The 14,444-nt window shown below is 60.9% G+C and carries 11 protein-coding genes, 1 tRNA gene and 1 pseudogene; 4 read left to right on the top strand and 9 right to left on the bottom strand.

The features are described 5' to 3' along the window. Positions 1-180 precede the first annotated feature (180 nt). Positions 181-642, bottom strand: coding sequence for an Lrp/AsnC family transcriptional regulator (locus tag BLS27_RS18865; protein WP_070571947.1), 462 nt, complete (start codon positions 640-642; stop codon positions 181-183). A 164-nt stretch (positions 643-806) separates the two neighbouring features. Between BLS27_RS18865 and BLS27_RS18860 the strand changes: the two are divergent. After that, positions 807-1,202, top strand: a pseudogene (locus BLS27_RS18860) (LbetaH domain-containing protein); the annotation flags it as partial. Here the strand turns inward: BLS27_RS18860 and BLS27_RS18855 are convergent. From BLS27_RS18855 to rpsU, 6 genes are all read right to left on the bottom strand, one after another. After that, positions 1,186-1,962 (bottom strand): lipopolysaccharide biosynthesis protein, encoded by a 777-nt coding sequence (locus tag BLS27_RS18855; protein WP_090346224.1) that lies wholly within the window; start codon positions 1,960-1,962, stop codon positions 1,186-1,188. The pseudogene BLS27_RS18860 and the gene BLS27_RS18855 overlap by 17 nt on opposite strands. 105 nt (positions 1,963-2,067) lie before the next feature. Next, a tRNA-Ile gene (locus BLS27_RS18850) sits at positions 2,068-2,144 on the bottom strand. A 15-nt stretch (positions 2,145-2,159) separates the two neighbouring features. Beyond that, positions 2,160-5,903 (bottom strand): bifunctional diguanylate cyclase/phosphodiesterase, encoded by a 3,744-nt coding sequence (locus BLS27_RS18845; protein WP_043210367.1) that lies wholly within the window; start codon positions 5,901-5,903, stop codon positions 2,160-2,162. A gap of 123 nt (positions 5,904-6,026) precedes the next feature. After that, on the bottom strand, positions 6,027-7,880 hold the full coding sequence (rpoD, locus tag BLS27_RS18840) for an RNA polymerase sigma factor RpoD (protein ID WP_043210369.1): 1,854 nt from the start codon (positions 7,878-7,880) through the stop codon (positions 6,027-6,029). Between the two features lie 67 nt (positions 7,881-7,947). Beyond that, a complete protein-coding gene (gene dnaG / locus BLS27_RS18835; RefSeq protein WP_090346221.1) occupies positions 7,948-9,930 on the bottom strand; it encodes a DNA primase in 1,983 nt (660 codons plus the stop codon). A 284-nt stretch (positions 9,931-10,214) separates the two neighbouring features. Continuing rightward, positions 10,215-10,430 (bottom strand): 30S ribosomal protein S21, encoded by a 216-nt coding sequence (gene rpsU, locus BLS27_RS18830; RefSeq protein WP_003255575.1) that lies wholly within the window; start codon positions 10,428-10,430, stop codon positions 10,215-10,217. 206 nt (positions 10,431-10,636) lie between these two features. Here rpsU and tsaD point away from each other — a divergent pair, with 206 nt between their 5' ends. Continuing rightward, on the top strand, positions 10,637-11,662 hold the full coding sequence (gene tsaD, locus BLS27_RS18825) for a tRNA (adenosine(37)-N6)-threonylcarbamoyltransferase complex transferase subunit TsaD (RefSeq protein ID WP_090346219.1): 1,026 nt from the start codon (positions 10,637-10,639) through the stop codon (positions 11,660-11,662). 23 nt (positions 11,663-11,685) lie between these two features. Here the strand turns inward: tsaD and plsY are convergent, their stop codons facing one another. Then, entirely contained in the window at positions 11,686-12,255 is a 570-nt protein-coding gene (gene plsY / locus BLS27_RS18820) for a glycerol-3-phosphate 1-O-acyltransferase PlsY (protein ID WP_043210374.1), read from the bottom strand. A 74-nt stretch (positions 12,256-12,329) separates the two neighbouring features. Between plsY and folB the strand changes: the two genes are divergently transcribed. Together folB and folK are read left to right on the top strand one after the other, a co-directional pair. Beyond that, complete coding sequence (gene folB, locus BLS27_RS18815; RefSeq protein WP_043210375.1) at positions 12,330-12,686, top strand: dihydroneopterin aldolase; 357 nt, start codon at positions 12,330-12,332, stop codon at positions 12,684-12,686. Then, positions 12,677-13,195: a 2-amino-4-hydroxy-6-hydroxymethyldihydropteridine diphosphokinase gene (gene folK, locus BLS27_RS18810; protein WP_043210376.1), complete on the top strand. Its 519-nt coding sequence runs from the start codon at positions 12,677-12,679 to the stop codon at positions 13,193-13,195. Before folB ends, folK begins: the two co-directional genes overlap by 10 nt. A gap of 85 nt (positions 13,196-13,280) precedes the next feature. On the opposite strand, the gene BLS27_RS18805 is transcribed toward folK, so the two are convergent. Next, the gene (locus BLS27_RS18805) at positions 13,281-14,408 is read right to left on the bottom strand and encodes a multifunctional CCA addition/repair protein (protein WP_090346217.1); all 1,128 of its coding nucleotides are present in this window, start codon (positions 14,406-14,408) and stop codon (positions 13,281-13,283) included. Between the last annotated feature and the right edge of the window lie 36 nt (positions 14,409-14,444).

The following is a 14,444-nucleotide window of genomic DNA, read 5'->3' as shown; positions in this document are numbered from 1 at the left end:
GAAGGCGGAGCCTGAGTATAGAAAATGTCTGGAGGCCATTTTATGAAGCGGGAAGTTCGTATTTAAGGTGCAGAGTGGCGTCGTTATGTGAAATTTGTCGTCTTAATGACGGCTTGGGCATGCAGAGTGACGAGCGCTGATCGCCAGGGGCAAGCTCGCCTTGGTTACGAGGCTGAATGATCAGCCCGGTTGGCCCCGGTCGACCTTGCTGCTGAGAATGATGGAAGTCGTGGTTTTCTCGACCCCTTCGAGACTGCCGATCTGATCGAGCAGCTGGTCCAATTGTTCCGGCGAGTCGCTGCTCAGCCAGGCCACGTAGTCGAATTCGCCACTGACCGCGCACAGCTGCTGAACCTGGCCCATGGCGCTGAGGCGGCGCACGATGTCCTTTCCCGAACGCGGCTGCGCCTTGATGCCCACATAGGCCTGCAACCCCCCTCCACGCATCCGCTGGCCCAGACGCACACCGTAGCCTGTGATGATCTTGCCCTTCTCCAGCCGCTCCAGGCGGGAATTGACGGTAGTACGGGCAATACCCAAGTGCCGAGCGAGGGTGGCGACGCTTTCCCGGGCGTTGATCTGCAGCAGGGAAATCAACTGGCGGTCGATTTCGTCGAGGGTGATGGAGCGAGCGTCGGGCATGGCGAATCTCTTTGATAGGCGGTTCAGCGGGGTGGGAGTGCTGTGCAGGAGGAAAAGTGCCTGCCTGGGCCGCCTTTTATCATAAGAGCGCAGCCGCTATGCTGACCAGCAGTTGGGAAGAGGGGTAATTTTGGAAATGGTCAAGCGGGGCGGAAAGTGCAGCTTATGCTCGCCGGCTCAATCAGCGTTTGAATCTTAAGTACACTGTCGACATAAGTCTGGACGCTAGCATTGGACCAGGGCTCCGAATTGCCCATTTACCGGATATCGTCATCAGCGGCTACGCCCGGATTGGACGGAATTTGTTCATTCGCCAGAACAGCACCATTGGGATAAAGGCCCTTGGCCTCGAACGTTACCAACTGGAAATTGGTGGCAATGTGAGCATTGGTGCCAACAGTTGCATCATTGGCGATACGCTTTCCATCGGCGACAACGTGACCATTGGCGCGATGTCGTTGGTCAATAAAAGTGTGTCAACAGCATTTATTACACGCAGCGCAGTGGCGTTCTGGTCGAGAAATGAGCGGAGCGTTTCAGGCGTCAGATCATCGATCTGAACGCCTCGATGCTGATCTTCGGAATGACTTCATTGGGAATTCTGGAATTGGCCGAAAGGTTGTAGACCTGGAACTGCTCGCTGACGACTTGCCGTGCGGCGAGCTCGAAGGAGGGCAGAATCCGGCCTTCGAAATGTTGATCCAACCCACACGGTGATTTATGCGAGTCGTCATTTTCATAGAAGCGGGCGACAGCCTGATGCAAGTCGACGCCTAAGAGAAACACACGCGAGAACCCCAAGTGGTAAGCAATCTGCAGCGCAAGGTACGCAACCGTCCGGGCGTCGAAATAGCCGTGTTCGAGATTTTTGCTGAAGCCGAGGGAGCGCACTCGCTTATTCAGACTATTACGGTTGCGGATCAGCACCGGATCATTGTCGATCATGCGTTGAAGAAAAGTGAGATTCCTGGCTTTTTTCAGAAAATACACTTCACCCTTCGGCTGCCGTTGAAGGCGTTCGTATTGATCCTGCCAAATCGCTACCCGTTGGCTCTTCTCCAGCGCCAAAGCGAACAGCTCCGGTTGTTGGCGCGCGAATCCCTTATCAGAGCATACGTAGAAGAATGGGCGTATACCGGCCTCGCTCAATAGCGTGATCGAGCCATTCATCGCGATGACTGGTATATGGGCAAATTCGGTGATCGGGAAATTTTTCGCCGACGCCCCGGATGCCAAGATAATGACCGCCCCTTCTGCGATATTTCGGCAGGCCCCGAATTCCCGAAGGGAAGACATAGGGCTGGGGGTGACTGCAAGCATGCATAGAATTCCGTCTGGTAGGCGCATTCGATGTTACATAATCTTGGGAACACCAGCCAATCACCCAGACAGCAAAAGCCGCACAATGCGCGGCTTTGTCGTATTTGGTGGGCCCACACGGACTCGAACCGTGGACCAAAGGATTATGAGTCCTCTGCTCTAACCAACTGAGCTATAGGCCCCAGAGGTGGCGGGGATTATAACGAGGGTTTGAGGTGGGTGCCATCTGAAAGATCTGATAGTGCTATGCGAAGGAAGGTGGCAGCGAATTCCTCCGCAGGCAGGGGCAGGCTGACGATGTAGCCCTGAATCTGTTCGCAGCCTTCGCAGGCGAGAAAGTTTTGCTGCGCCTGGTTCTCGACACCTTCGGCAATGATGGTCAACTGCATGCTGCGTCCCAGGGCGATGATTGCGCGGGTGATGGCGACGTCATGGGGATCGCTGGGCAGGCCGCGAATGAATGACTGATCGATCTTGAGAATGTCCAGGGGTAGACGTTTGAGGTAGCTCAGGGACGAATAGCCGGTGCCGAAATCATCGATGGCCAGTTGCACGCCGAGCGCCTTGAGCTGATGAAGGATGGCTAAGGCTTCCTCGGCCTGGCTCATGATGAAGTTCTCGGTGATCTCCAGCTGCAGGTCCCCGGCCTTGAGCTGGTAAGTCTTGAGCAGGTGTTCTATGCGTCTGGCGAGGTTGGGCTGGCGCAGCTGGGCGCCGGCGAGGTTGATCGACAAAGGGCCAAACGGCTCGTAGGTGCTCTTCCATTTGTACATCTGCCGGCAGGCTTGTTCCAGCACCCAGTCGCCCAACTGCAAAATGGTGCCGTTCTCTTCGGCCAGGTGGATGAACTGCTCTGGCGGGACGTCGCCTAGGGTGGGGTGACGCCAGCGGATCAAGGCCTCTGCGCCAACCAGGTTTTGGGTCTTGAGGCTGAACTTGGGCTGAAAGCACAAGCTCATTTCGTTGCGCTCGATGGCCCGACGCAGTTCGTGTTCCAGAGCGATGCGCTCGCTGGCCTGGGCGGTCAGGTCGCGGGTATAGGCCTCGACCCGGTTGCGGCCCTTGGCCTTGGAGCGGTACATGGCCGCGTCGGCGTTGCGAATCAGGTTGGCGACGTCGGTGCCATCCTGTGGATAAAGGCTGATGCCGATGCTGGCGCTGGTGAAGAACTCATGTTCACCGGCCTCGAACGGGGCATGGAAGCAGGTCAGCAGCTTGTTGGCGATGGCGCTGGCATCGCTTGGGCGATGCAGGCCGGGCAGGAGGATGATGAACTCATCGCCACCCAACCGCGCCACGGTGTCCAAGTCGCGTACCTGCTCTCTCAGGCGTTGGGCGATGCCTTTGAGCAGTAGGTCGCCGACCGGATGGCCGAGGCTGTCGTTGATGTGCTTGAAGCGGTCCAGATCCAGAAACAGCACCGCACCCTGTCGGTTGGCCTCTTGCGGGCAAGTAAGGGCGGCCTGCAGGCGCTTTTCGAACAGCGCACGGTTGGGTAGGCCGGTCAGCGGGTCGTGGTGGGCCTGGTAATCGAGCTTGGCTTGGGCGAGCTTGAGGCTGGAGATATCGGCGAACACAGCCACGAAGTGGGTGATCTCATGATCGCGGTTGCGCACGGCGCTAATGGTCAGCCAGCCGGGGTAGAGCTCGCCATTCTTGCGCTTGTTGTAGATCTCGCCTTGCCAATGGCCTTCGGCAGTCAGTTGATGCCACATGGCCGCGTAGAACGCGCTGTCGTGCTGCCCGGACGCGAGCAGGCGTGGGGTTTGTCCAAGGGCTTCGATCTCGCTGTAGCCGGTGATCTCGCTGAAGGCGCGATTGACGGCACTGATGCGCTGGTCGGGATCGGTGATCAGTACCCCTTCGGCGGTGTTCTCGAACACAGTGGCGGCCAGTTGCAGTTTTTCCTGCATCAGATGGCGCTCGGTGATGTCCCGGGCGATGGTCAGCATGCAGTCGGTGCTTTCGATCGGCAGCGGCCTGGCGGAGAGTTCACACAGGCGGATCTGCCCATCGCTGCGCCGGATATGACAACTGAAGTCACGCACGAAACCGTCGCGCTGCAATTGCTCGATCAGGCGCTTGCGCTCGTTGAGATCGACCCAGATACCCAGGTCCAGGGAGGTCTGGTCCATGGCTGGATTGATGTCATAGCCGGTGAGGCGGCAGAACCCTTCGTTCACTTCGAGCAACAAGCCGTCGCTCTGGCGCGACAGCAACAGGCCGTCGGGGGAGGCATGGAAGGCCTTGGCGAATTTTTCTTCGGAGGTCTGCAGTTGTCGCTGGGTTTCCTTCAGTTGGCTGATGTCGCGCACCGCCACGACCATGGCCCGGGTGCCGTCGAGGTCGAACGTCTCGGCCGAGGTCAGGCCGGTGAACACCTGGCCGTTGCTGCGGCGAAAGCTCATTTCCAAGTTGCGGATGCCGCCTTGCTGCAGGCGCTCGAGCAGAGCGGGGCCGGCGCCAGCCAAGGCCCACAGGTCTAGTTCGGTGGCGGTGCGCCCGATCACCTGGCCTGGGCTCAGGCCGATCTGTTCCTCGAAGGCTTCGTTGACTTCCAATAGGCAACCGTCGCTATGGCGAGCAATCACCAGGATGTCCGGGCATTGCTGGAACACCGAGGCGAACTTCTGTTCCGACAGGCGCAGGGCATCTTCCGTACGTTTGGTTTCGCTGATGTCGATCATCAAGCCCCGCAGCAACGGGCGGTGGCCGTGTTCGATCATGCTGACGATATTGCGTACCCAGAGGGCGTGGCCGTCCGCGCGGATCACTCGATAGTCGAGGCTGTGGTCGCGCCCCGCGGCGGTTTCGCTGTCGCAATAGGCCTGGGCCCAGAGCGCGTCCTCAGGATGCAGGATGCTGCGCCAGAAACCGGGGCGCAGCCAATCACTCAAGGGGTAGCCGAGCAGGTCTTCGGCATGGGGGGAGACATAACTGTATGTGAAGTCGTTGGCATCGGCTTCCCAGGCGATAGCGGACAGGCTTTCGACCAGGCTGCGGTAGTGGTACTCGCTGCTGCGCAGTTCCTGTTCGAGGGCGATACGCCGCGAAATTTCTGAACTCAGGCGCCGGTTGATGCGAATGACCACCGCCAGACCGGCAAGCAGCAGCAAGACCGCAGGCAGGCCGTAGATCAGCATGTCACTCCAGAACGACCGCTGGTCGACGACGTTCCCGACCCAGCGTTGCTGGATGTGGCTAATTTCTGCCGTGGTCATATCGGCCATGACCTTATCGAGAAGGCCGACCAGTATCTTGTTGTCCTTCTGGGCCGCCATGGCCAGTTGATAGCGATAGGGCGTCTCACCGCTAACGTACAGGCCGTCGAGCTTGAGCTGGCGCAGGGCCCAGATACTCGAGGCGAGGTCCCCGACCACTGCGTCCACTTCATCTGTCGCCAAGGCCTGAAGGGAGGAGCTGACGTTGGGCAGTGCCACCAGGTTCAGGTCCGGGTGGTGAGTGCGCAGCAGCTCATGGGGGGCGTAGTTTTCAACCACGGCCACCTTCAGCCCATACAGGTCTTCGAGGGTGCGGGGCTGTGGGCCGCCCTTGTGTGCCAGGATGACGATGGGGAAGTCCAGGTAGGGGCGGGTGAAGGCGAGGTATTGCTGGCGTTCGGGCGTCGACATGATGCCGGGAAGCAGGTCGATGCGTTTTTCCCTAGCCTGCTGCAATACCTCGGTCCAATTGCTGGGCTCGATCGGTTTGAGCGATATGCCCAGACGCTCCTGGATCAAGGCAACGTAATCGGCGGCCAATCCCTGGTAACGGCCTTCCTGGTCGCGAAACTCGAAAGGCGGCCAGGAGGCATCGACGCCCAGGCGCACGTGTGGGTGAGCGCTGAGCCAGGCTTTTTCTTCATCAGTCAGGGTCAGGGCGCCGGCCGTTGCGTTCCACGCAAGCAGGATCAGCAACAGAAGGGCCGGCACAAAGGACATAGCGGCCTCTCATTCAGGTGGTCTGAATCGAGTGTAGACGGGCAATGGCCGAGGGGAGAGGCGATCAGTGGGGTTTGTCGCGTGCCTGAAAAGAAAAACCCCGGCCTAGGCCGGGGTTTGTCATCACTCGTCGAGGAAGGAGCGCAGGTGCTCGCTTCGCGTCGGATGGCGCAGCTTGCGCAGCGCCTTGGCTTCGATCTGACGGATCCGCTCGCGGGTCACGTCGAACTGCTTGCCTACCTCTTCGAGGGTGTGATCCGTGTTCATGTCGATACCGAAACGCATGCGCAGCACTTTGGCTTCGCGTGCGGTCAGACCGGAGAGCACGTCACGCGTGGCTTCCTTGAGGCTTTCGACCGTGGCCACGTCGATCGGGGACTGCATGGTCGAGTCCTCGATGAAATCGCCCAGATGCGAATCTTCGTCGTCACCGATCGGCGTTTCCATGGAGATCGGTTCCTTGGCGATCTTCAACACCTTGCGGATCTTGTCCTCAGGCATTTCCATGCGCTCGCCCAGCTCTTCCGGCGTCGGTTCGCGACCCATTTCCTGCAGCATCTGGCGGGAAATACGGTTGAGCTTGTTGATCGTCTCGATCATGTGCACCGGAATACGGATGGTGCGTGCCTGGTCGGCGATCGAGCGGGTGATCGCCTGGCGGATCCACCAGGTGGCATAGGTCGAGAACTTGTAGCCGCGACGGTATTCGAATTTGTCCACCGCCTTCATCAGACCGATGTTGCCTTCCTGGATCAGGTCCAGGAACTGCAGGCCACGGTTGGTGTACTTCTTGGCGATGGAGATCACCAAACGCAGGTTCGCCTCGACCATTTCTTTCTTGGCGCGACGGGCCTTGGCCTCGCCGATCGACATGCGACGGTTGATTTCCTTGATCTCGGCGACGGTCAGGCCGGTTTCGTTCTCAAGGTCGATCAGCTTCTGCTGGCAGGCGACGATCGCAGCGTCTTTCTCACCCAGGGCGGCAGCCCACTTGGTGTTGCGCTTGGACAGGTCACCGCTCCAGGTCTGGTCGGTCTCGTTGCTTGGGAACAGGCGCAGGAAGTCGGCACGAGGCATGCGTGCATCACGTACGCACAACTGCATGATGGCGCGTTCCTGGGCGCGCAGGCGATCCAGTGCACTGCGCACGCGCTCGACCAGAACGTCGAACTGCTTGGGTACCAACTTGATCGGCATGAACAGGTCTGCCAGGGCCTGGAGGGCTTCGATGCTCTCCTTGCCGCTGCGCCCGTGTTTCTTCAGGATCTTGCCGGTGATCTGGAGCTGGTCGGCGACGGCGCCGAAACGCTGGCGGGCGACTTCCGGATCCGGGCCGCTTTCGCCCTCGTCCTCGCTGTCGTCGCTGCTTTCTTCGCTCTCTTCGTCTTCGTCCTCTTCTTCCTTGGCAGCTGCGGCCTTGGCGCCCGGGATCGGGACTTCTTCGGTCGGCGCGGCAATGTTGTCGTCAGGGTCGATGTAACCGCTGAGGACATCGGACAGACGGCCACCTTCGGTGGTGACACGATCGTATTCGCTGAGGATGTAGTCGACAGTCCCCGGGAAATGGGCGATGGCGCCCATGACTTCGCGAATGCCTTCCTCGATACGCTTGGCGATTTCGATCTCGCCTTCGCGGGTCAGCAGTTCGACGGTACCCATTTCGCGCATGTACATGCGCACCGGGTCGGTCGTGCGGCCGATATCGGTTTCGACTGCCGCCAACGCTGCGGCGGCTTCTTCGGCTGCGGCTTCGTCGGTGTCGGCTTCCGCCAACAGCAGGGCATCCGCATCCGGAGCACTCTCGAATACGTTGATCCCCATGTCGTTGATCATGCGGATGATGTCTTCCACCTGTTCCGGATCTGAAATATCCTCAGGCAGGTGGTCGTTGACCTCCGCGTAAGTCAGGTAGCCCTGCTCACGACCGCGGGTGATCAACTCTTTGATACGAGATTGCTGTTGCGCTTTTCCGGACATAACACCCTATCCACTGAAGGTCTTGGCGGGCAAAAAACAAGCCGAGGATTATACCCGAGCATGGACCTCACGCGCCAGATGAGGTCGGGGTTTGTGCGGGAACATTCCGGCTCAGCAGTGCGAGGAGCTGCGATTTTTCCTCGGTGCTCAACTCGCTTTGACGTGCTTTCCTGAGCAGATGTTCCAGGCTGCGCTCGCGTTGGCGGGCGGACAAGCTAGTTATAGTGTCGAAAAACTGTTGTTCAAGGTTATCGGCATCGATCAGCCATTCCTTTTCCGCCAGAGCCCGCAGCAGACGGCCTTGTTCGGTGCCGTGCCAACGTGCGATCAGCTGCATTGAGCTTAGCTTAGGATTCTTCTGCGCGGCCTCGATCAGTGCGACCAACAGCTGGCTGTAGATATGCTCTTCGTCGGCAAAATGGCTGGCATCTTCCACCTTTCCGGCCAACAACGGGTAATGCAGCAGGGTGCGCAGGGCCGACAGGGTCGGCGGCTCGACCGGGGCGGGGACACGCGGTGGTGCTTCGCCGCGCTGGCCATCGCGTTGCCAGGGTTTGCCGCCTTTTTTGTCCCAGGGCTTGCCATCCCACGGTTTCTTCGCGCCCTTGTTCGGGGTCCATGGACGCTGCTCCTGCTGGGCGGGCGCGTAGTCGGGCTGATGCGCGTCGCTGTAGTCAGGGGCGTAGCTGGCCATGGCGTCGTAGTCATAGCCTGGGTCGTAGTCGGGCACGTTGGGTGCCGGCGCGTGCTGTGCCAACTGCTCGACCTGCTGAGGATCGAGACCGGTGATTTCCTTCAAGCGATTGCGCATGAGCTGACGCAAATTGGCGCCCGGAATCTTTTCGATCAGCGGTGCAGCCAATGTAGCCATGTGCGCCTTGCCTTCCAGCGACCGAGGGTCCGCCTCGTTGCTCAGTTGCTCGAAGAAGTAGTCCGCCAGCGGTTGGGCGTGCTGGTTGATGCGGGCCATGAAAGCGTCGGTGCCTTCGGCGCGGACCAGGCTATCCGGGTCTTCGCCCTCGGGCAGGAACAGAAAGCGCGCCCGGCGCCCATCCTGCAGGCTGGCCAGTGTGGACTCCAAGGCGCGCCAGGCAGCCTTGCGACCAGCCTGGTCACCGTCGAAGCAGAACAGGACACTCGGCACCACGCGAAACAGGCGCTTGAGATGTTCCTCGCTGGTTGCGGTGCCGAGGGTTGCCACCGCGTTGCGCAGGCCTTGCTGGGCCAGGGCGATGACGTCCATATAGCCCTCGACCACGATGATCTCATCGAGGTTGCGGTTGTGCTTTCGCGCTTCGAACAGGCCGTAGAGTTCCTGGCCTTTGTGAAAGACCGGGGTTTCCGGGGAGTTCAGGTACTTGGGCTTGTCATCGCCCAGGACCCGGCCGCCAAAGGCGATGACCCGCCCCCGGCTGTCACGGATCGGGAACATCACCCGGTCGCGGAAGCGGTCGTAGCGCTTGCCGCTCTCGGCGTTCTCGATCAGCAGGCCTGCGTCGATCATCACTTTCTGTTGCAGGCTATCGGCGCCCAGGTGTTTGAGCAGGTTGTCCCAGCCCGGCGGCGCGAAGCCCAGGCCGAAGTCGCGGGCGATCTCGCCGGACAGCCCGCGGCCCTTGAGGTAGTCCACCGCTGCCTTGCGGGTCGGGTGAGCGCGCAGGGCCTGGCGATAGAACTCGGCAGCGGCCTCGAGCAACGGGTAGAGGGGTGAATCGGTGGGCTGACGGGGCTTCTGACCTCGGCGGCCTTCTTCTCGCGGCACTTCCATGCCAGCGGCGCGTGCCAGTTCTTCCACGGCCTGGGGGAAGTCCAGGTTGTCGTGGTCCATGACGAAGCCGAGCGCGTTGCCGCCAGCGCCGCAGCCGAAGCAGTAATAGAACTGTTTGTCTGGGCTGACGGTGAAAGAGGGGGTTTTTTCTTTGTGGAACGGGCAGCAGGCGGAGAGATTCTTGCCGGTTTTCTTCAGTTGGATACGCGAACTCACCACATCGACGATATCGGTGCGGTTGAGCAGGTCATCAATGAAGCTTTGGGGAATCAGCCCGGCCATGGCAGTCTCGTCATCTGGCAGCTGGCAAGTCTAATCGCTACGCGCGGGTTAGGGGCGAGTAGTGCGGTGCGGGAAGTATGAGAAAAATGTGCTCGTCAGCCACGGAGGGCTCGTCAGTCAGGACGTGCACGACTGGTCGAGGACCAGCTCTGACGTGTTCAGGCAGGTTGCCCCGGGGTTGTTGCGAGGGGCGCCTCGGACGTGAGTCTGAGGTTTGAAACAACCGCTGCCATCAACCCGGCACAGGGCCGGGCGGGGCAGAAGCTTTGCGTAGAACGTCTGTATTAGTACAGACGAACGGCGCGGCGCTGTTCGCGCTGAACCTTCTTGGCGTGACGCTTTACAGCGGCAGCAGCTTTGCGCTTGCGCTCGGCAGTCGGCTTCTCATAAAACTCGCGGCTACGAACTTCAGCCAGTACACCGGCTTTTTCGCAGGAGCGCTTGAAACGACGCAGAGCTACGTCGAAGGGTTCGTTCTCTTTAACTTTGACGGCTGGCATCCAGGGCTACCTTCATTCATTACCGGGGTAGACGTGCTCCTGGCAAAACAAAAAGGTGTGCTGGAGAACGTCGGTTTTCAAGGGTTGCGGATGTTAACCCTTAGCTGGCCGGAATGCAAAGCCTCTGATCGAAAACCGCTGGTCGGCATGGGGTACGAGGACTATCATGCGCGCCTTCGAATTCAGCCTCGACAAGGCACGGACCCATGCTAGTACTGGGATTGGAAACATCCTGCGACGAAACCGGCGTCGCATTATACGACAGCGAACGTGGCCTGTTGGCCGATGCGCTGTTCAGTCAAATCGACCTGCACCGCGTCTATGGCGGCGTGGTGCCGGAGCTGGCCTCGCGTGATCACGTCAAGCGCATGCTGCCCTTGATCCGCCAGGTACTGGCCGAGGCCGGCTGTGTCGCCACCGAGATCGATGCGATCGCCTACACCGCTGGCCCCGGGCTGGTCGGCGCGCTGCTGGTCGGCGCTTCCTGCGCCCAGGCGCTGGCGTTCGCCTGGGACATCCCGGCGATCGGCGTCCACCACATGGAAGGTCACCTGTTGGCGCCCATGCTGGAAGAAACCCCACCAGAGTTCCCGTTCGTCGCTTTGTTGGTCTCCGGCGGCCATACCCAGCTGGTGCGGGTCGATGGCATCGGCCAGTACGAGCTGCTAGGCGAAAGTCTGGACGATGCGGCAGGCGAGGCGTTCGACAAGACGGCCAAGCTGATCGGCCTGAATTACCCCGGAGGCCCGGAAATCGCCCGTTTGGCCGAAAAAGGCATGCCGGGCCGCTTCGTGTTCCCACGGCCGATGACCGACCGCCCAGGCCTGGAGTTCAGCTTCAGTGGTCTGAAGACCTTCGCCCTGAATACTTGGCAGCAATGCCGGGATGCCGGCGATGATAGCGATCAGACCCGCTGCGACCTTTCGCTGGCGTTCCAGCAGGCGGTGGTCGAGACGTTGACCATCAAGTGCAAGCGCGCGCTCAAGCAGACTGGCCTCAAGCGCCTGGTCATCGCCGGTGGTGTGAGCGCCAACAAGGCCTTGCGCGCCTCGCTGGAAACCATGCTCGCCAGTCTCCATGGCAACGTTTACTACGCACGTCCCCAGTTCTGCACCGACAACGGCGCGATGATCGCCTATGCCGGTTGCCAGCGGCTGCTGGCCGGGCAACGCCAGGACCTGGCGATCAGCGTGCAGGCGCGCTGGCCGATGGAGCAGTTGTCGGCCTTATGAGGCGGGGTGTTGCCGGGCAGGCGTTAGAAATGTCGTTCGCGCCCGGCAAACAGGTCGCGTAGATTGCTGCGGTGGCGCCAGACGATGAGTACTGTAAGCACGGTGATTGGCAGCAGTGCCTCAGGTTCGCGCCAGGCCAGCAATGGCAGTGTCAGCGGTGTGGCAATCAATGCGGCGAGGGAACTGGTGCGGGTCAGGTAGAAGGTCAGCAGCCAGGCGGCGATGGCCAGCAAGGCGGCCGGAAAGTACAGGCCCATGAGCATGCCGGCTGCGGTGGCCACGCCCTTGCCGCCCTTGAAGCAGAAGTAAAGCGGGAACAGATGACCGATGACCGCGCATAGGCCGATCCAGGCTTGCTCCTGAAGGCCGAGGCCGGCCAGTTGGGCGAGCAGCACGGGCAACAGCCCCTTGCACAGGTCGCCGAGCAGGGTCAGGATCGCCAGCTTGCGGCCCGCCAGGCGTAGCATGTTGGTCGCGCCGGCGTTGCCTGAGCCGCTCGAACGCGGGTCCGGGCTGCCGCTGAGGCGGCTGAGGACGATGGCGAAGGACAGAGAGCCGAGCAGGTAGGCAAGCAGCGCCAATAACCAAAACATGCTAACTATTCCGGGCGAGGACGCCTTGATTCTAACGGCGCCAGTCGCCCTTGTCGTGCTGTGGAGAGAAGTGCTTGGACAGAGTGTTCATCGAAGGCCTGGAAGTCGAGACCGTCATCGGTGCCTATGACTGGGAGCGGGATATTCGCCAGTGCCTGCGCCTGGACCTGAGTTTCGCCTGGGACAACCGCCCGGCGGCAGCAGGCGACGACCTGAGCCTTGCCCTGGACTACGCCAGTGTGAGCGCGCGTATTCAGGCGTTCGCCGAGCAGTCGCGCTATGAGCTGGTGGAGACCTTCGCCGAACGCTTGGTTGCGGCGCTGATGGAAGAGTTCAACATCCCTTGGGTACGCCTGAAGCTGACCAAGCCCGGCGCCGTGCCGGCTGCCCGCGGTGGTGTTGGCGTGGAGATTGAGCGCGGATGTCTTTGAGCACGGTTTACCTGGGCCTGGGCAGCAATATCGACCGGGAGGCGCACCTGTGCGCCGGGCTCGATGCGCTGGCGAGCTTTCTGCAGGGCATGCACTGCTCTCCAGTGTTCGAGAGCCAGGCGGTGGGCATCAAGAGTGGGCCTTTCTACAACCTGGTGGTGACCGGCAAGACCGACTTGCCGCTGCTGGAGCTGGACCGTCGGCTCAAGTTCATCGAGGCGGACAATGGTCGCTATGCGCCTGAGCGCAAAGGCCTGCCGCTGGACATCGATGTGCTGATGTATGACGACTTGTTGGGGACGTTCAATGGCTTGGTGCTACCACGGGCCGAGATTCTGAAGAACGCGTTCGTGTTGTGGCCGCTGTCGCTGATCGCGCCGCAACTGGTGCATCCCGGTGAAGGCAAAAGCATGGCTCAGCTGTGGCAGGAGGCGCGGATCGAGCAGGTGCTGGCGCCGGTACCGTTCGAGTGGCGCGGGTTGCAGCTGACGCCACTGCAGCCGATCTGAAGCCATCTGCGTGGGAGCGAGGGCACCCGGTGAATGCGGTATTAACCCAGCGCTCATCGTTGCGCCCGCTCCCATGGCCAGCCATTCAGCGTTGCCTGTAGGCCTCAAGCGCCGTCAGCCGGGCCTCCTTCAGCGCCTCGCCCAGAGCCTGTCCGGTCAGGCCTTTTTCCACCAACCCCTTCACATCGACCGCCTTGGCCACTGCTGCTGCGCCGCGTAGGTAGTCGGCTTGTGGATAGGCCTGGTTCTCGCCTCGGCTTCGCGCTTGTGCCTGGCAGGCGGCGATGAAGTCCTCCAAACGCTGGGGACGACGGTACACATCGAACTTCTGCAGTAACTCCAGAAGCTCAGCAGCGCTCAGTTCCAGAGCACCATGGCACAGGGTTTGGCATTCCACGACCAGCAAGGCCAGTTCCTGGGACTCCCGGGGCGCCTTGAACCGCCGGTTGAGGGCCTTGGCCTGGTCCAGGTCGGTAAGTTCATGCAGCAGGCAGGCCCAGCGTACGTGGAGCGGTAACTGCTCGCCGGCGGCCTGTTCCAGTGCTTGCAGGGTATGGCTTTGCTGCTTGTCCAGCAGTGCGTCCACCTCTGGCATCAGGACCTTCAGGGCGCCGCAGTCGCGCAGCACCTGGATGAATACCTGGGGTTGATCCTCCATCAGCGCGCGCTCTATCTCCTTCCAGCTGCGCTCGGCGGTAAGCGCCTGCAATTCGCCGGATGCGCTGATCCGGCGCATCAGCTCGCGCGTTTCGTCGGCGACCCGAAACCCCAGCGGCGCATAGCGGGCGGCGAAGCGGGCCACCCGCAGTACGCGCAGCGGATCTTCGGCGAAAGCCGGGGAAACATGACGCAATAAGCGCTGCTCCAGATCCTTCTTGCCATGATAGGGATCGTACAAATTGCCTAGTTCGTCTTCGGCCATGGCGTTGATGGTAAGGTCCCGGCGGATCAGGTCCTCTTCGAGGGTTACATCGGGGCTGGCATGGAAGGTAAACCCACCATAACCCCGCCCGCTCTTGCGTTCGGTACGCGCCAAGGCGTACTCCTCACCCGTGCGCGGATGAATGAACACCGGGAAATCAGCCCCGACCGGGCGGTAGCCCAGGGCCTGCATCTGGTCGACCGTAGCGCCGACTACCAGCCAGTCGATATCGCTGACCGGGCGCCCGAGCAGGCGATCGCGTACCGCGCCACCGACTTTATAGATCTGCATGAAAAACCTCCGTGACTGCCGACAGGATACCCTGTC

It is taken from the genome of Pseudomonas guariconensis (assembly GCF_900102675.1).
Lineage (GTDB): Bacteria > Pseudomonadota > Gammaproteobacteria > Pseudomonadales > Pseudomonadaceae > Aquipseudomonas > Aquipseudomonas guariconensis.
The sequence above is the reverse complement of the archived record's forward strand: the minus strand, read 5'-3'. Positions and strand labels throughout refer to the sequence as shown.

What these genes read in the sequence shown, in the direction of transcription:
- rpoD (WP_043210369.1), bottom strand. Translation starts at nt 7,880, where the DNA reads ATGTCCGGAAAAGCGCAACAGCAATCTCGTATCAAAGAGTTGATCACC.
- plsY (WP_043210374.1), bottom strand. Translation starts at nt 12,255, where the DNA reads ATGTTTTGGTTATTGGCGCTGCTTGCCTACCTGCTCGGCTCTCTGTCC.
- dnaG (WP_090346221.1), bottom strand. Translation starts at nt 9,930, where the DNA reads ATGGCCGGGCTGATTCCCCAAAGCTTCATTGATGACCTGCTCAACCGC.
- tsaD (WP_090346219.1), top strand. Translation starts at nt 10,637, where the DNA reads ATGCTAGTACTGGGATTGGAAACATCCTGCGACGAAACCGGCGTCGCA.
- BLS27_RS18845 (WP_043210367.1), bottom strand. Translation starts at nt 5,903, where the DNA reads ATGTCCTTTGTGCCGGCCCTTCTGTTGCTGATCCTGCTTGCGTGGAAC.
- BLS27_RS18805 (WP_090346217.1), bottom strand. Translation starts at nt 14,408, where the DNA reads ATGCAGATCTATAAAGTCGGTGGCGCGGTACGCGATCGCCTGCTCGGG.
- BLS27_RS18865 (WP_070571947.1), bottom strand. Translation starts at nt 642, where the DNA reads ATGCCCGACGCTCGCTCCATCACCCTCGACGAAATCGACCGCCAGTTG.
- rpsU (WP_003255575.1), bottom strand. Translation starts at nt 10,430, where the DNA reads ATGCCAGCCGTCAAAGTTAAAGAGAACGAACCCTTCGACGTAGCTCTG.
- BLS27_RS18855 (WP_090346224.1), bottom strand. Translation starts at nt 1,962, where the DNA reads ATGCTTGCAGTCACCCCCAGCCCTATGTCTTCCCTTCGGGAATTCGGG.
- folK (WP_043210376.1), top strand. Translation starts at nt 12,677, where the DNA reads ATGTCTTTGAGCACGGTTTACCTGGGCCTGGGCAGCAATATCGACCGG.